This is a genomic window from Allobosea rubneri (assembly GCF_032464875.1).
Taxonomy (GTDB): domain Bacteria; phylum Pseudomonadota; class Alphaproteobacteria; order Rhizobiales; family Beijerinckiaceae; genus Allobosea; species Allobosea rubneri.
The window spans coordinates 1-16,704 of the sequence record NZ_JAWDID010000043.1 but is presented as its reverse complement, the minus strand read 5'-3'; the positions used below and the strand labels follow the sequence as shown (position 1 = coordinate 16,704).

Annotated in this window: 14 protein-coding genes and 2 pseudogenes; 4 read left to right on the top strand and 12 right to left on the bottom strand. The window is 62.9% G+C overall.

All coding sequences use genetic code 11. From position 1 onward, the window contains the following. The first annotated feature begins 35 nt into the window (after positions 1 to 35). Complete coding sequence (gene bla / locus RKE40_RS21865) at positions 36 to 1,067, top strand: class A beta-lactamase (protein ID WP_390893490.1); 1,032 nt, start codon at positions 36 to 38, stop codon at positions 1,065 to 1,067. Positions 1,068 to 1,122: 55 nt separating this feature from the next. Further along, positions 1,123 to 1,527 (top strand): annotated as a pseudogene (locus RKE40_RS21860) (transposase); the annotation flags it as partial. A 466-nt stretch (positions 1,528 to 1,993) separates the two neighbouring features. On the opposite strand, the gene RKE40_RS21855 reads toward RKE40_RS21860, so the two are convergent. From RKE40_RS21855 to RKE40_RS21840, 4 genes are all read right to left on the bottom strand, one after another. After that, positions 1,994 to 2,473 (bottom strand): cyclophilin-like fold protein, encoded by a 480-nt coding sequence (locus RKE40_RS21855; RefSeq protein ID WP_316020319.1) that lies wholly within the window; start codon positions 2,471 to 2,473, stop codon positions 1,994 to 1,996. Continuing rightward, the gene (locus RKE40_RS21850; RefSeq protein WP_316020318.1) at positions 2,470 to 3,660 is read right to left on the bottom strand and encodes an MFS transporter; all 1,191 of its coding nucleotides are present in this window, start codon (positions 3,658 to 3,660) and stop codon (positions 2,470 to 2,472) included. Before RKE40_RS21850 ends, RKE40_RS21855 begins: the two co-directional genes overlap by 4 nt. 312 nt (positions 3,661 to 3,972) lie before the next feature. Then, a complete protein-coding gene (locus RKE40_RS21845; RefSeq protein ID WP_316020317.1) occupies positions 3,973 to 6,213 on the bottom strand; it encodes a xanthine dehydrogenase family protein molybdopterin-binding subunit in 2,241 nt (746 codons plus the stop codon). A gap of 12 nt (positions 6,214 to 6,225) precedes the next feature. Next, positions 6,226 to 6,672 (bottom strand): (2Fe-2S)-binding protein, encoded by a 447-nt coding sequence (locus RKE40_RS21840; protein WP_316020316.1) that lies wholly within the window; start codon positions 6,670 to 6,672, stop codon positions 6,226 to 6,228. A 164-nt stretch (positions 6,673 to 6,836) separates the two neighbouring features. Between RKE40_RS21840 and RKE40_RS21835 the strand changes: the two genes are divergently transcribed. Beyond that, on the top strand, positions 6,837 to 7,733 hold the full coding sequence (locus tag RKE40_RS21835; protein ID WP_316020315.1) for a LysR family transcriptional regulator: 897 nt from the start codon (positions 6,837 to 6,839) through the stop codon (positions 7,731 to 7,733). 679 nt (positions 7,734 to 8,412) lie between these two features. Here the strand turns inward: RKE40_RS21835 and RKE40_RS21830 are convergent. The 6 genes from RKE40_RS21830 to RKE40_RS21805 all read right to left on the bottom strand — a co-directional run bounded on the left by RKE40_RS21830 (position 8,413) and on the right by RKE40_RS21805 (position 13,546). Beyond that, entirely contained in the window at positions 8,413 to 9,309 is an 897-nt protein-coding gene (locus tag RKE40_RS21830) for a tyrosine-protein phosphatase (protein WP_316020314.1), read from the bottom strand. Between the two features lie 195 nt (positions 9,310 to 9,504). Further along, on the bottom strand, positions 9,505 to 9,726 hold the full coding sequence (locus RKE40_RS21825) for a hypothetical protein (protein WP_316020313.1): 222 nt from the start codon (positions 9,724 to 9,726) through the stop codon (positions 9,505 to 9,507). Between the two features lie 71 nt (positions 9,727 to 9,797). After that, positions 9,798 to 10,523 (bottom strand): outer membrane protein, encoded by a 726-nt coding sequence (locus tag RKE40_RS21820; RefSeq protein ID WP_316020312.1) that lies wholly within the window; start codon positions 10,521 to 10,523, stop codon positions 9,798 to 9,800. Positions 10,524 to 10,575: 52 nt separating this feature from the next. After that, positions 10,576 to 10,932: an HdeA/HdeB family chaperone gene (locus RKE40_RS21815; protein WP_390893488.1), complete on the bottom strand. Its 357-nt coding sequence runs from the start codon at positions 10,930 to 10,932 to the stop codon at positions 10,576 to 10,578. A gap of 187 nt (positions 10,933 to 11,119) precedes the next feature. Next, complete coding sequence (locus RKE40_RS21810; RefSeq protein ID WP_316020311.1) at positions 11,120 to 12,574, bottom strand: DUF1254 domain-containing protein; 1,455 nt, start codon at positions 12,572 to 12,574, stop codon at positions 11,120 to 11,122. A gap of 180 nt (positions 12,575 to 12,754) precedes the next feature. Beyond that, on the bottom strand, positions 12,755 to 13,546 hold the full coding sequence (locus RKE40_RS21805; RefSeq protein ID WP_316020310.1) for a hypothetical protein: 792 nt from the start codon (positions 13,544 to 13,546) through the stop codon (positions 12,755 to 12,757). A 189-nt stretch (positions 13,547 to 13,735) separates the two neighbouring features. On the opposite strand from RKE40_RS21805, the gene RKE40_RS21800 reads away from it, so the two are divergent. After that, positions 13,736 to 14,740 carry a helix-turn-helix transcriptional regulator gene (locus RKE40_RS21800; protein WP_316020309.1) on the top strand — a complete coding sequence of 335 codons (1,005 nt, stop codon included), beginning with the start codon at positions 13,736 to 13,738 and terminating at the stop codon, positions 14,738 to 14,740. A 237-nt stretch (positions 14,741 to 14,977) separates the two neighbouring features. Here the strand turns inward: RKE40_RS21800 and RKE40_RS21795 are convergent. Further along, positions 14,978 to 15,603 (bottom strand): annotated as a pseudogene (locus RKE40_RS21795) (tyrosine-type recombinase/integrase). Positions 15,604 to 15,738: 135 nt separating this feature from the next. Beyond that, entirely contained in the window at positions 15,739 to 16,620 is an 882-nt protein-coding gene (locus tag RKE40_RS21790) for an HAD family hydrolase (RefSeq protein WP_316020308.1), read from the bottom strand. Positions 16,621 to 16,704 lie beyond the last annotated feature (84 nt).

Here is a 16,704-nt window from a genome sequence, read left to right as displayed (position 1 = left end):
GGAGATGTCATTATGTTCACGGTAGGGCCTGCTCTATGGCGGGGGCCACGATCACCTCACCGGATAGCCCTATGCGCTTGCAACCATTCCTCGCCGCGGCCGCGCTCGCCTGCGGCCTGACCGCCTCGATTGCAGGCACCCTCACCGAAACCGCAGAGCTGGAAGCCAAGATGAAGGAGCTCGCTGCTGCCCATCCGGGGCGGGTCGGCATCTGCGCCCAATCCGCCGGCGGCAAGCCGGTCTGCGTCAATGGCGAGCAGCGATTTTCGCTGCAGAGCGTCATGAAGCTCGTGGTCGGCGCTGCGGTGATGCGGGCCGTCGATGAAGGCAGGATGCGGCTGGATAATCGCGTGACGCTGCGCCGCGAGGATCTCAGCGTCAACATCCAGCCCCTTGCGGATATCGTGCTGAAGGACGGCGCGTTCGAAACCACCATCGAAGATCTAGTGCGCCGTGCCGTGGTCGAGAGCGACAGCGCGGCAACTGATTTCCTGATCGCCCGGCTCGGAGGCGTCGGTGCGGTGCAGGCGCTGCTCGAAGCGGCCGATCTGCGCGACATCCGCATCGATCGCACCGAGCGCGAGCTGCAGACCGAGGTGACCGGGTTAAGGTGGGAACCTTCCTTCGTCGATCCGGAGCGGCTCAAGGCGGCACGCGCGAAGGTCTCGCAGAAGCGCCAGGCAAAGGCGTTCGAAGCCTATCTCAGCGATCCGCGCGACACGGCGACACCGCTGGCAATGGTGAGCTTCCTGCGCAAGCTGGCAGCGGGCCAACTCCTCTCACCGGCCTCCACAAGGCATTTCCTCGCAGTGATGTCGCAGACGATCACCTTTCCAGACCGGCTTCGGGCCGGAGCTCCCGCAGGCTGGACGGTGGGGCACAAGACCGGCACGAGCCATAGCCTCAACGGCGTGAACGGAGTGACCAACGATGTCGGGCTGCTGACCGCGCCGGATCGGGGCTTCGTGGCTGTCGCGGCATTCATAGCGGAAAGCCGCGCTCCGGCGCCTGCCCGCGCAGCGGTCATCGCCGAAGCTGCTCGGCGGGTCACTGGAGCTTATCGCTGAGCTTTGATAAGGCCAGCACAACGATCTCATTGTGCTAGCAGTTGCCCAAATTTGTCGCGCTCGCGCCATGGACGAACACAGCGTCACATTCCGATGGAAGGACTATCGCGCCCGCTCGTCCGGCAAGGGCTGGATCAAGACCATGACGCTCGCGACGGATGAGTTCATCCGCCGCTTCCTGCTCCATGTCCTACCCGACGGGTTCCACCGTATCCGCCATTACGGCCTGCTCGCCTCCAACCGGCGGACCATGACAATCGCCCGCATCAGGGCGATCCTCGCCGATATTGCCGCAGGCATCGACGAACCGCAGGCCGGACAATCCGCCGACACGCCGGAGGGTAACGACGACAAGCGCGCGCCATGCCCGTGCTGCGGCGGCCGCATGATCATTGTCGAACGCTTCTCGCGCGGCACCGCTCCACGCACCATCCTCGCCGTCAGGATCGATACATCATGACGACGATCCAGATCGGCCCATCCGCTCACATGCCGCCGGCCTCGATCCGGGCGGGAACGACGCTCTTTGCCCGAATGACAATGACCTCAGCCGCGGCGAGGCCGCATCACCGCATTCAGTGCCAAAACAGGGTGCTGTTGACCCCACGCGGCAGACCTGCCGCCCGCTTGGACCGCTCCCACGCGCGCCTACGGTTCACACCGTCAGCGAAATCCCCATAACAGAGCCCAAGCCCGCATCGGCAAAGCCACGGACCGCGATTTCCTCCCATGGAGGCTTTCAGACGCAGACCCTCAGAGCCTCGCCAAAGCCACGCGCAAGGGCCCGCATCTGAAACCCTTCACAACTGCAGACGTCTGGGCGACGCCCGGAATCGGACATTCGCCATCCCCGGCATTGCGTCTGGCCTGCCACATGGATTGCTGCTTGCCCGTACATTCGAGGATAGGTCAGCTTCTTTGCTGGGTCAGGAAGCCAACTCGGCGCGCAATGGGAAGGCGCCACGCGCGAGCAGGGGCTGTACGCCGCCGTCGAGGCGGCCAAGCCGGATCAGGCCACTGGAATAGCGATAGGCGGCGTAGAAGAAGACCAGATTGCCCCACGGTGCGTAGTAGCAGAGGTCCCCGGGCGCCTCGTGCGTGAACGGGCCGCTGCCTTCGGCGGCCAGCTTGCGCGGCAGATAGGCGATCTTCTCGTTATTCGCATAGTCATCGATCTTGAGATCGAGCGGCAGCATCGATGCGAAGTCGCGGGCCGACGGGGTGTCGTTGAGCGTGGCTGTGAAGTCGTGGCCGTTGAACGCGAACCTGACCTTCATGCTCGAGGCCTCCTGGCCAGTTGCGGAACGCCGGGGGGATTGGGAGACTGCCGCAGATGGCATTGAGAGGCTGGCGATAGCGGCCCCAATCACCTCTCGCCGCGTCGGACATGATAGGCGTAACGTCATTCCGCACGCTTCCTTTCGAGCAAGGCTGCCCAGGCAGCAAGGGACGAGCCGAGCAAGAGGATCGCGGCGAGGGCGAAGGTGTTCCACCAGCCCGACCAGTCGAAGAGCAGCCCGCCGCTTGCGGCGCCGACCGTGATGGCAAGCTGGATGACGGCGACCTGCAGCCCGCCGCCGGCCTCGGCATCGTCGCTCAGGACGCGGCTCAACCAGGTGCCCCAACCCACAGGCGCGGCGGTGCCGAAGAAGCCCCAGGCGACCAGCAGGAGCGCGACCGGCATCTGGAACGCGGCCATGGGGATGAGCAGAGCGGCAATTCCGGCCATCACCAGCGGGATCGCGATGACCACCGGATAAAGGCGCTTTCGCAACAGATGACCGATGCACCAGGTCCCGGCGGCCCCCGCAAGCCCCATCAGCAGCAGGACCAGTGACAGCGCAGCGACCGAATAGCCCGCGACCTGCTCGAGGAACGGGCGCAGATAGGTGAAGAGCGCAAATTGTCCCATGAACAGCAGGAAGATCGACGCCATCCCAAGCACGACCTGAGGGCGCCGCAGGAGCCGCAGGACGTTGCCCTGCGCGGTTCGCCCGCGTGGGGGAAGCGCCGGCAGGCTCAGCCACTGCCAGACCAGGGCGAGAAGCGCGAGCGGGATGACGGAGAAGAAGGCGCCGCGCCAGCCGATATAGTCGCCCAGGAAGCTGCCCAGCGGCGCGGCGATGGTCGCGGCGATGGCGTTTCCGGCGTTCAGCATGGCCAGCCCCCGCGGCACGGCGTCCTCCGGGAGGAGCCGCATGACGATGGCGGTCGACATCGACCAGAAGCCGCCGATCGCTACCCCGAGCAGAGCGCGACCGATCATCAGCACCGCGTAAGTGGGTGCGAAGGTCACGATCGCCCCGGAGACGATCAGCAGCACGGAAAACGCCGACAGAACGATCTTCCGGTCGATGTCGCGGGTGAGCCCGGCGACGAAGAGGCTGGTGACGACGGCAAAGAGCCCGGAGATCGAGATCGCCTGGCCGGCCTGTCCCTCGGAGAGACCGAGTTCGCCGGCGATCGGCGTCAGAAGGCTGACCGGCATGAATTCGGATGCGATCAGGACCGCGACGCACAGCGCCATGGCGGTGACGGCTCCCCAGGCCGCCGCCGGCTTGGCCAACGTCGTATGGTCGAAGGTTGCGTGCATGATGCGCCTGTCTCGCCGCCTCGCGCCTCGAATGCGCTGGGCTTCGCTACAGACATAGCTCTCGGCAACCGCTTCGATTAGGCGCATCAATCCGCATGGATTTATTGACTACCACCATTAATCGAGGCGTAGCGCAAGCCCTGCCACCACGCGCTGCGGTCGGAGAACCAAACGCCCGCCAGATCGTCGACCTGGCGGGCGTCATGAGAGTGGAGCAGGCCTTCAGTGCAGGCTGAGGGAACCGATGTTGGCGCGCCCCTCGTCGGCGTTGCCGAAGTGCTGCATCAGCCGAGGGATCGCGGACGCGACGCCTCATCCCTGAATGCCTTTCAGGTCGATCCTCGAGAGCGGCAGGCTACGAATGCGTTTGCCGGCCAGGACCGAGACGGCGTTGACGACGGCAGGAGGTACGCCGGGCAGGCCCGGCTCGCCGATGCCACCCATCGGCGCGCCGCTTTCGACGATCCGGACATGGACCTTCGGCATGCGGTCAGGCGTCAGGATGGGATAGCCGTCATAGTTGCGCGCGCGCGGCACGCCTTGCTCGTAGACCACCTCCTCAAGCAGCGCCGACGACAGTCCGAGCGCCACAGCCGAGTTGACCTGTGATTCGATCACCGCCGGATTGACGATGCTGCCGGGATCGATCGCGACCCAGACATCATGGACCACGACCTCGCCCTCCTTCAGCGACACCTCGGCGATCGTCGCGACCTCGCTGCCAAAGGGCGAAGCCATGGCGACGCCTCGGGCCCTTCGGCTGCCGTCAGCCGCTGTGAAGGGGCCGCGCCGCCAGCCACCCGCCAGCTCAGCTACGGCCTCGAGCAAGGCCTTGTGCCGCGGGCTGCCGGCGAGCAGGCGCAACCTCAGCTCATAGGGATCCTGCCGGCCCACATCGGCCATCTCGTCGAAAAACGTCTCGTAGAAGAAGTCGTTCATCGAATGGCCGACCGAGCGCCAGAAACCGATAATCGCGGGGTCGTCGACATGGATCTGCCCGACGCGTCGGCTCGGGATCGCGTAGACCTTGCCCGCGATCCCCTCGACAGCGGAACTGTCCACCTTATCGGCCTGGCGGCCGAACCAGCGCCCGGTCGGGCCCTCGCCGATCGCGACGGCCTGCAAAACAACCGGCAACCCGTCGGCGTCGAGCCCGGCGCGGAAGCGGGCAACACCCATCGGCCTGAGCGCATCGCGCAGGAACTCCTCCTCGCGGCTCCAGATCAGCTTGACCGGGCGGCCTACCGCCTTGGCCAGTGCGATCGCCTGCGGATAGGGGTTCGCCGTCTGGTACAGGAAATGCCGGCCGAAGAAGCCGCCTAGAACCGGCGAGTGGATGATCACCTTCTCCGGCGCGATCCCCGCCACCTTCGCCGCATCCGCCTGGAACATCTCCGGCGCCTGGTTGGGAACCCAGAGTTCGAGCGTGCCGTCGTCGTTCCAGCGCGCCAGGGCCGACGGGGGCTCAAGCTGCGCATGCGCCAGATAGGGAGCGTCATAGGTCGCCTCGACGACGGTCCGGGCGCTGCCCAGGGCGTGCGCCGCATTGCCCACCGTCTCGAACGCCACGCCGTCCCCCTTCGTGGCCTTGAGCTTCGCCATATGGACTTCCGACGAGAAATCCGCCGGCATGACGCGTCCAGGGCCGGCAGTGGTCTCGGTCCAGCTCACCTGCAGCGTTTCCGCCGCGCGACGTGCCCGCCACCAGCTCGTGGCAATTACGGCGATCGCGCCGGGCAGCCGATGGATCGAGTGCACGCCGGGCATGGCGCGGACCTCGCCTTCGTTTGCGAAGGCGCCCGGCTCGAGGCCCAGACGGCCGGCGTGCTGGACCGCTGCGTGCAGCATGCCCTCGACCTTGAGATCGATCGCGTAGTGCGTCTTGCCCGTGGACTTGTCGCGCACGTCGAGACGTGGCACCGGCTTTCCGATCCAGCGGAAATCCGCGCTCTGACGCAGGGTGACATCGGTCGGCACCTGCAGGGCGGAGGCGGCCTCGGCGATCTCACCATAGGGAACCGTCCGGCCCGATGCGGCATGGACGACCCGACCGGGTTGCGTCGACAGCGCTGAGACCGGCACGTTGAGGCGGGTCGCTGCGGCCTGCAGCAGCATCTGGCGCGCGGAGGCACCGAGCTTGCGCATCGTCGCGTAGCTCATGCGGACGGACATGCTGCCGCCGGTGAAGCGGCCGCCGCCGATCAGGAGATAGTCGCGCCCGGGAGGCGCGCCCTCGACGACGAACTGCGAAGGCTCGACGTCGAGTTCTTCGCCGACGATCTGCGCCATGGCGGTGAAGATGCCCTGGCCACCCTCGATGAACGGGCTGCGGAGCAGAACGGTGCTGTCGGGCCGAACCTCCAGGAAGGCGCGCACGCGCGTGCCGGGGGCGACCGCAGCCGCCGCACCTTGCGCCCGGGCTGGCATGCCCGGCAGAGCGACGCCGAGGACCAGTGCGCCCAGCGTGCCGACGAAGCCGCGGCGCGACAGATTGAGGGGGGCGGCCACAGGCCGCTCGACGGACACTGTGGAGAGAGGTGTGATGGCGTTCATGCTGTCCTCCCCTCAAACGCGCGCGGCATGCCGCACGGCGGCGGCGATGGCGTTATAGGTGCCGCAGCGGCAGAGATTGACCATCGCGCCAGCGATGTCGGCGTCGCTCGGCTGGGGGATTTCCTTCAGCAGAGCCGTAGCCGCCATGACCTGGCCGGACTGGCAGTAGCCGCATTGGGGCACCTGATGTGTGACCCAGGCCTCGACGACCTTCTGCCCCACGGGGTCGCCAGCAATCGCTTCGATCGTCGTGATCTCGGCGGTCGCCACGCTCTCCACCGGCGTCACGCAGGATCGGGTCGCCTGGCCATCGACCAGCACCGTGCAGGCGCCGCATTGGGCAAGACCGCAGCCATATTTCGTGCCAGCCAGACCGAGCTCGTCCCGCAGCACCCAGAGCAGCGGCGTGTCCGGCTCCACGTCGACTCGGTGCTTAGCCCCGTTGATGGTCAGTTCCATGGCTCTCTCCTCGGGGGTGCTTGTTCAGAACCGCGATCCGCGCACTGATGTCGGGTCTTTCGACCTCCTACAATTAACAGGAGCGTGAGCTTCTAATTAGTGACTATAATTCGCTTGCATATATTGATGAGCGCCATAAATCGGCGACATCCGGAAGCGTGCTGATGGCCAGGCAAGACTTCAACGACCTGCTATGGTTCCTGGCCGTTGCCGAGGAACGCAGCTTCACGCGGGCCGCCGCCAAGCTCGGCATCACGCAGTCTACGCTGAGCCATACGATCAAGCGCCTGGAAACGCGGATGGGCATCCGTCTGCTGACGCGCACAACACGCAGCGTCGCGCCGACGGATGCCGGCGAGCGCTTGCGGCTGTCCCTCTCGCCGCGCGTCGCGGAGATCGAGGCAGAAATCGCCGCACTCATGGCCTACCGCGACAAGCCTGCTGGCAATGTCCGCCTGACGCTCTCGGATCATGCGCTCGACAGCGTCGTGTGGCCGAAGCTTCGACCGGTCCTCACTGACTATCCAGACATCAAGCTCGAATTTAGCATCGATAACGGCCTGCGCAATATCGTCGAGGACGGCTTCGATGCCGGCATTCGGCTCGGGGAAAGCGTCGAAAAAGACATGATAGCCGTCCGGATCGGGCCCGACTGGCGCCTCGTCGCCGTCGCTTCGCCTAGCTACCTCGCGACCCATCCGGCCCCGGTGCATCCGCACGATCTGGTCCGCCACACTTGCATCAACATGCGCCAGGCCCGTGCCGGAGGGCTATATGCGTGGGAATTCGAGAAGGATGGTCAGGAGCTGCGCGTCAGGGTCGACGGCCAGCTGACGTTCAACGCCTCCTTCGCGATGGTCGACGCGGCCTTGAATGGCTACGGCGTCGCCTATCTTCCGGAAGACCTCGTAGACCGACATGTCGATGCGGGCGATCTAACGGTGCTGCTCGACGACTGGTCCCCGCGCTTCCCCGGCTACTACATCTACTACCCGAGCCGGCGCCAGAACCTGCCGTCGTTCAAGATCATCGTCGACGCGCTGCGGCATGTGAACGGCTGACCGTGGGCGGAGCTGTCGGTATGTGACACCCCTGAAGTAAGCTTCCGCGCCGTCGTTCCATGAAGTCGACAAAGCGGCGGCAACGCCGCGTACACAAAAAATCGGGGGCAGAAGCGCCATAAGCAGACTCTGGGCTACCGCCCCGGACCTGACATTCACAGGCGCATCTCCGTGGTCTGTTGGCGACCCGAGTGAGACGTTCGCGGCAGAGCGCGAGACGGCGGAAGATTGGCCCGCTCCGGACTCTATCAATGACGGGTTTCGAGCAGTCTGGCTGGCAATTCGGTGGAGTGTCCGAAGCAGCCCCAATCGGGCGTTCTCACGCACCGTTCCAGGCAATTCGATCTGCTGTCTTGGTCTTGGCCCTGTTTGCGTTGCTCCGTCGATAGAATCGGTCGCTCCCTACTGACGCCCGAAGCCTCATGCTCCGGCGGATCGTCCATCCATGAGCATTCTCAAACGGACTCTAGGCAAATCCTCCCATCACTACCTAGGGGCAATCACGGGAGGGAAACTGAAGGTCGTGGCGGCCCGCTATGAAACCGTGAGCCGAAAAGTCTCGTTGCTCGTCTAGGCCAGACAAAAACGCGGAGGCTCTCGGCTCCCCGAAGCCTCCGCGCAGGAAAGTGATGACGCTACGTGTGCCGCGTTAGATACTGACATGCAAATGCTTGTGCCGTCACTTCTTCGCGAGGTAGAAATTCCGGAGCGCTGTCTGTCCTTTGGCGTCTATGCCGAGTCCTTCGGAAAAGTATAAATCGATCGAACCATATTTCGACTGAACTTCGTCGAAAGACGCCTGCAGGTATTCCGATTTTACGCCAAGAAGTGCGGTCATGATCTCTGCATCGCCGCCTGCAGTCACAAATGCATCGATGGTCTTCTTATAGGCAGGAAGGGTGTAGTCGTTACTGCGGAGGAAATCCTCCATGACTTTGTCCCGCGGAACGCCGAGCAGCGCCAAAAGAGCAGCAGCCGCCCAACCCGTCCGATCCTTGCCCGTGGTGCAATGGAAGAGCGACGGCAGCTTGCCGCTCTCACCAAGGGAAAGGAAGAGCTGGCGATAGGCCCTCTTCGCGCTCGGCAACGAGACGAAGTCTCTGTAAGCCTGTTCAAACATCGCCTCCGCTTTGCCGCCGCCGAGGGCGGCATTTGCCTGCTTCGGATCAAGCAGAAGCTTTTCCAACCGGGCCAAGCTCGATTGGTCCGCATCGGCGAGAACATTGAGCCAGACATTGGTGACGCCTGACGGCAATTTGTCGGGGTGAGCGCTGCGCTCTTCGGCCGTCCGGAGGTCGAAATCGGTAGTGAGGCCGAGCGCCGCGATCTTCTTCAGATCATCGGGACTGATCGGATTCAGTTGGTCGGAGCGGTACACCAATCCCGTCCGCACAACGCGGCCGTCAACCGTGGCGTATCCGCCAACGTCGCGGAGGTTCGGCACCGAAGTGATGCCGAGACTTTGCCCAGGCGACCGCGGAGTCGCCTCATCGGCGTTCGCTCTCGGGGCAACCACCGAGGCGATCGCCAGCGCTGCTCCCGCAATGGCGGCTCTCCGCGACAGGTACATCTTCATGCAGTGATCATCTGTATTCATGAGGCCCGTCCCCAGTGTGTAACGGCGCCTCGCACCCGTTTGTCTAGACCACATCCTACCAGGCAGCTGCCGAAGGTGACGATAGTGACGGGCAAGAGATTGCGCCATTGTTGAAATGCCCCGCCGTCCCCGCGACAAGTCCTGCAGGCTTGGCCGAAATGGGCCGGCCTATCGTCAACGGCAGACGCGCCTGCCGTTGACGATAGCGCACCCACGTCGCACGGGCGCGACCACCACGGCACGGGGAGCGACCGGTCGACGAACCGCGACCGCACCGTTAGGTCCCGCACAACCGGCCCGCACGACCCCGCGCGCGCAAACGACGGCGCTGGCGTCGGTTGGAGAGAAGGTCGCCGCCAAGGCCAGGATTCCGAAGCCGAAGATTGAGAATTTCATGTCGTAGTCCCTTTCGGAACCGAGAGGTGAGATGGATCTCGGACGGCCTGCATGCAGCCTATCCGAGAGGATCAGAACTTGTAGAGCAACCGCGCGACAACCTGATTGGTGCTCAGTTGCTGCTTGAAGCCGACAATGCCGAGCCCGCCGACGCCAACTGGGTAAGTGTTGGTATCCTCCTCGAATTGCGAGTACCGATACTCCAGACCGGCGATCCAGTTGTTCGTGAAGGCATATTCGGCGCCGGCACCGAGGGTCCAGCCAACACGGGCACCGTCACCCGCGCCATAGGAATAACCCGTGCCCGTCACCGTTGACTTCGCCTCGGCCAATGCGAGGCCGCCGGTCGCGTAGATCATGAACCGGTCGAAGGCATAGCCGACACGCAGCCTGGCCGATCCGACCCAGTTGGTATGGGCGGTGATGAAGTCGCCGGTCAGCGCGGTGTGCCGCTGCTTTCCGGTGATGAGGGCTGAGCCGTCGATCTCGCCACCGACGACAAGCTGGCCGATCTGGTAGTTGTAGCCCACCATCAGGCCGACCGCGACGCCGTTCTTGTCCAGGCTCGGCAACGACGCAACGGCGGCCCGACCGGCTATCGCGGCGCCGGCCGTCAACTCGGTTCTGGTCTGCGCCCAACCGGCCTGGGTACCGATATAGAAACCTGTCCAGGTGAAGGCAGGCGGCAAGGGAGCGGCGGGTTCGATCCGCCGCGACGGCAGGTCGGCAGCCTGCGTGGTGATCGAGCACGCTGCGAAGGCAATTCCGGCGCAGAATTTTATAGTGCGGGGTGGCATATCGAATGAATTCTTTGGCCGTGTCGAAATTGATTGACGATATTTCAGATGTTTACTTCAGGTGGATTCCCAGCTTGGCACGCTCATCCTTGAATACGACCGCAAGCGCCTCGATGATCTTCTTCCCGGGATTCGCCTTGCAGTGAAGGATGAGCTCGTGCTCGACGACCTTGCCCTTCTTCAGATCGAGGAAATGCTTCTTGGCGAGGCCGTTATACCAGCCGCTATACCAAGCGGAGAGAAGATCGGCGTCTTCTTGGAAGGTTCCGGCCAGTTGTGCGCAGGTCAGGGCCTGGACATCGATAAAGCCATTGGCATCGACATAGCTCGTGAGCGGAACCTGCGCCGTCACCGGAGATGAGGCGGCGCAAACGATCGAAACTGCCATGGCAGCAAGAATCTTGGACATGAGGACTTCCTATTCTAGGAGCACCGAGTTTGACGGGTAAGCAAATGGCGCCGGCTGCCGGGTTCGGAGCGGCCTTAACGAGATCGTCCCTTGCATCTTCTGCCAGCGCCGCTGGCCGACAGCACGAGAACCGGAGCCTCTCCATCGCAACAAGCTGGGATGGAGAGGCGTGCAGAGCTTTCGGCTTCTATGAGACTCGCTTCACGCCCGGCGGCTGCCATGTCCCTGTGCCCGCCGGCAGGATCGAGGGCGGCGTCGGCTTCGGCCAGTAGAGGCGCATCACGAGATAGATCTTGTCGTCCGGCGCCGGGAGCCAGTTTGCTTCCTTGTCGGCTCCGGGGGTGTCCTTCTGGATGTACAGCGTCACCGAGCCGTCCGCGTCCTTCTTCATCGCCGGCAACATCGGAGAGTTGATCAGGTAGCGATTGATCGGGTTCTTGACCAGGAACTGGCTCTTGCCGTCATACATCGTCACGGACCAGAACGCGTTCACCGGCGGCAACTGGCCGGGCGCGAAGGTGATGGTGTATTTGTGCTTGCTGCCGTCGAGCGGTTCACCGGTCGCATCCGTTCGCGTGTAGGGGTACATGGCTTCCACGGCATCGTTGCCGAGGAGACCGCCCTTTGCAGAGCCGGCTCGCATCACCCACTCGCCGTTATAGAAGGCCTCGTCGCCGAAGAACGAGCCGATGTTCCAGCCGTTGATGTTCTTGTTTCCACCGGCCAGCCATTTGTCGACTTTGCCATTGCCTTGCTTCATGGCCACCAGGATTTCGGCCTTGTGCTCGAACGACAGATCCTTGAACGCGAAGGTCTTGCCGGGGCCGATGCCGATCTTCGCCAATTTCGCGCGAACCGCCTTGTCCCTTGGGGTTTCGGGAACGAATTGCAGGGCCGCGTCGAGATACTCGAAGAAGTTATGCCTAATCCCGGCCGTGCTGGCAGGAACGAAGGTGAGCTTGGGCGCGGCAGGCGGGGCGGGCTGCTTGAGGAAGGCGGAAAGCGGTTGGCCCTTGTAGCCGGCCTGGACCTTCTCGACGTTCGGCATGTCACCGGGATTGAAGAGCTGGGTGCGGAAAATCGCCAGCGGGAACGGCGTCGTCGATGAGAAGACCTTCTTGATCCCGCTGGGCGTTCCGCCTTTCCAGTCGGGACCGACGACCAGATAATCGCCCGGCTCGACCCCGGTGGCGCGCGTGCCGATATAGCCGAAATTGTAGGTGTTGCCGTCGATGAGCTGGACTGAGTAATAGCGGTCCTTTTCGATCGCGGGGACCGAGATTACCATCGGTTCAGCCCGCAAATCCATCCAGATGAACGAGTAAGGGGTGTCGCTGTTCGGCGTGATGATTGCCGTGTCCGCCGGGCTGGAGACATGGTGCATATTGTAGATTTCGTTGAACGGTGCCTTGAACTGCCCCGAGTTCCTGTCGACGGCGAATTCCTGCATGACCGCATAATACATCACCAGCGGCAAGCCGTAGATGAAGCCTTCTTCGGCGATGTTCTTGGCCTCCAACAGGCTGGGCCATTCGGCGTTGGTCATCTCGATAACCGGGGGGGAGACAACATCGGACTTTGCCGTCGTGGCGGCGAGAGCGGCTAGCGCTGCAGAGCCAAGCAGAGCGCGTTTCGTAAGCATTTCAACAGCTTCCTTCCGGGTTGTAGCTTGTGGACAAAGCGCGCGCAGGTAGCAATGAAAGCTATGCGACCTTGGCGAAGATTGACAATGCAAAAGCGGTCAATTCAGACCCACTCGTATTTTCGTCCTTGGCGCCATCGCGACACCTGAGAGGCACTCGACGAGTGGCCTGTTCACCCTTCACTTCGGGAACAGGAACTGGAGCTGGGCCCTCAGCTGCCAATCAGCGGCTCCGCTGGGCTTTGCGAGGTTGTAGTAGGCTGCAAGCTGCGCATTGACGGGCTGATGGCCGATCTTGAACACGCGCCCGACACCGCCTCCGATCGGCACCGTCCAACGGTCGCCGCTGCCGGCCTCCCAGTTTGCGGTGATGACGGGGGACGATGTCAGGTACCAGCCGCCGTGGAAGTTGTAGTTCACAAACGGCTGCAGCGTCATCGCGTTGACCGCGCTGCGGTTGCTCTTGCCCGCGAAGGACCATACGTTGTTGACGAGAACGCCGACAACCCAGGGCCCCTCGATTGCCAGAGCGACGAAGGCCGGCCCTGCCGAGTATTTGCCGGACGTGAGGGTCTTGTCGGTGCCAGTGGGGAGCACGAAGGTCGGCCCGATGCCCCAGATGATGCCGTGCGTCGGCTGCTTCGGCGAGAAGAAGAAGCTCGGGTTGATATCGCCCAGGCCGAACTCGCGGTCGCCATTCATCGTCAGGGCCGGCTGCGAGATCACCGGCGTGATCCAGCGTGTGATCAGGTTCCAGTCCTTGCTCAGCGTGATCGGGACCACGGGCTGGATGTTGAGGACGTTCTGCAGCTGCTTATGCGGCCCGACATTGAAATTGAAGTTGTTCTGGAGCGGCACGCTGATCATGTCGGCAACGGGGTTCTGCGCCGCCTTGGCCAGATCGCCGGCGCTGCTCGTCGAATCCTCTGCCAGCGCTATTCCCGAACACGACAAGGTCGCGAAGAGCGCCACGCTTACTCGACAAATTGATTTTCTGGTGGGCACAGACCGCAATTTCCTTCGCCTATACTAAATCCCGCCGGCGGAAAAAATCGATCCAGAGGTCTGCCCGCAGTGCCTATATTGTGCGACAAAGCATTAATCTGATTTCGGGACCACTCATTTTGCGCCAACCTTGCGGCATTCAGGAGCGTCCAGCACGTGGCTGAGATCCCAGTTATCTCGAGCCACATCCTGCACGGCCTGCCGGCATTCGTGCGCCAGGAACTCGGAGAAAGGGCGCTTCTCCAGGCGAACCGCGCCGCAGGCTTCGAGCTCGAACTGACCGAAGGGCGCAATTGCTTCGTCCCGCACGCCGCAGTCCTCGGCTTCGTGAATGCCGCGGCGAGAGCGGCGGGCGAGGCCAATCTCGGGCTTCTGATGACCCCTATGATGAACGTTTCCAATTATGGCAGTTTTGGGAGCTACGTATTGGGGGCCGATACCCTCGGCCAATCCATCGAGCGGGCCATTGCAGCCCTTCGTTATCACAGCACAAATGACACGATGTCGGTCGCGATCGTCGGCGACGAGGCGCGGTATAGCTATGTCTTCGCTTTGGCTGGCCACGCTGGCTACGACATGATTGCCAGCGCGGCTGCCGGTGTGCTGCTGAGCGTCCTGCGGGCCTATTTGCCCGACGCCTGGCGGCCGCTGCGAGTCGAACTCAATATCCACAGGCCGCGCCAGACTGGCCAGTTTGAGGACGTCTTCCAGTGTCCGGTCATTTTCAATGCGCCCGCAGTGACCGTTGTCGCTGAACGGCATCATTTGTCCGCAGTTCCGCACTGCGCGTCATGGCCCACTGTCACCATCGAAGATGTAGCGCGAAACCGGCCCGGAGGCGCTCCACGGGGCCTGCTCGACGTGGTCATGGCGCAAATTCGGGCCCAGGTACTCGCCGGGAGTGTTTCGATCGATCGCGCTGCGCGGCCAATGGGTACCAGCGTCCGGACGCTGCAACGTGAATTGGATCGGCTCGGAACCGATTTTCGCAGCCTGACGAACGCGGCAAGGATTCAGCGAGCAATCGAGCTGCTCCGGCACACGAATAGCTCGATCACCCGTGTTTCGGCAGAGATGGGATATTCCTCCCCCGCCAATTTCGCGCGCGCCTTCCAAAAGGTCACGGGCCGCACACCACGGGAGTTTCGCTCCAACATCTAGCATGAATGGACGCCCGCCACTGCCGTTCCCCGCTACAATAGGCGGTAGCCGGGGGGACGGGTCGTGAACCGACGGTACTCGGATGATCGCGAATGTCCGGTTCCAAGCAGCGTGCCAGTGACCGTTGTCGGCGCGATCCGGCCCAGGCGGGACTGCGGGCAAACTTCTGCAATCCACCCAATGACGCCGTTGGCTGAATGGCGAAAGTGGCACGGCGGGTGCCCGCCGTGCTCGTGGTCAGATGTCGGTTTGCTCCGAAAGGAGAAGCGCATCGTCAACCTCGATGCCGAGATACCGCACGGTGCTTTCCAGCTTTGTATGGCCGAGGAGGAGCTGACAGGCGCGCAGATTGCCAGTGCGTTTATAGATCAGCGCGACCTTCGTGCGGCGGAGACTGTGAGTTCCGTAGAGCGCTGGATCCAATCCAATCAGAGCCACCCAATTGTCGAGGAGACGGCCGTACTGGCGCGTTGTGATATGATCGCCAGGCCGGCTACGGCTCGGGAAGAGCCAACCCTCTTCACAAGGATTTTTTTTCTGAGCCACGCGGTGAGCGCCTCGCGGGCGGAATCGGTGAGTTCAAACGGCACTGGCCGTCCGGTCTTTTGTTGAACGATCGCGGTTCGAAGGCGAACGGTACCTCCAAGGACGACATCACCAACGCGGAGACGAACCAGATCGCATCCTCGTAGCTTGCTATCGATCGCAAGATTGAACATCGCGAGATCACGAGTTCGTCCCTCATGCTGAAGCCGCGTGCGTATCGCCCAGATATGCTTTGGTTTCAGAGGTGGTTTCGGTCCGATAATGCGCCCGAGGTTCCACGCTTGATGAGGCAGTTGGTTTTGCGCTTGGATATCCATGGAAGATCCCCCTCTTGGGAGGCCGCATCCGGGATTATTCTATCATATGCTGTCGCGCGCGCCTCGCGCCACAACCGGACACTGAGACTTTGCCTAAGAGCGGACTTTTGACATGCTAAGGTCAAGGTCGGTTTCTTAATCCTGAAACGGAAAGACCCTTTTCCAATCTCGCTTCATATCGGCGACAGTCCACTTGTTGGCGGTCGCAGCGTCGAGGGCCTTGTCGAGCTTACCGAAATGGGCCTTACGGTCATAGGCGAACTCGCGCTCGGCGTCGGTGTGATGAACGATCAGGCCGAAGCGCACCCCGCCCGACATGGTCGTCCATTGCAGCATTGCGAGATCGCCGTCCGAATTCCCGAAAGCGGCGATGGGCCGTCGGCCGATCTGCTGGTTGATGCCGACGGACTTTCCGGCCTTGTCGTCGATGAAGTTGATCTGTGGCAGACGAAAAATGGTCGGCCGGCCGTCCCGCATCTCGAATTTCGTCTTGATCGAGGAGCCGAGAACCTGCTCAGGAGGAATGCCGTACACTCTCTCAGTCCATGGGCGCATGAATTCGACGCCGCCACCGGAGGCGATGTAAGTCTTAAACCCATTCCCCCGGAGATAGGTGAGCACCTCCAGCATGGGCTGGTAGACCAACTCGGTATAGGGGCGCTTGAAGCGCGGGTGGCGTGCGGTGGCCAGCCAATCCGAGGCGATTTTCGCGAATTCGTCCGACGTCATGCCGGCATGTGTCACCGCGATCAGTTGCATGAGACCTTGCTCGCCGGACGCCGCCAGCGCCCTCAGATCGCCGTCAAGGACCGCCTTGAAAGGCTGCTTGGTCTTCCATCCGGGGTTCTGCGGGGCGAGCGCCTTGACGCGGTCGAGAATGAACGCGAGTTGGACGTACATCGGCTGCTCAACCCACAAAGTGCCGTCGTTATCGAAGACCGCGATGCGCTCGGCGGGTGCGAAGAAGTCCGGCCTGAACCGCCCCGGCTTCGCCGGAGGCCGTTTCGTTTGAGTCACGCCGCGATGGCTGGCTCATCCAGCATAGCGTAGTAGCGTTCTTCGGCTTCGGCCGGTGGGATGTTGCCGATGGGCTCCAGCAAC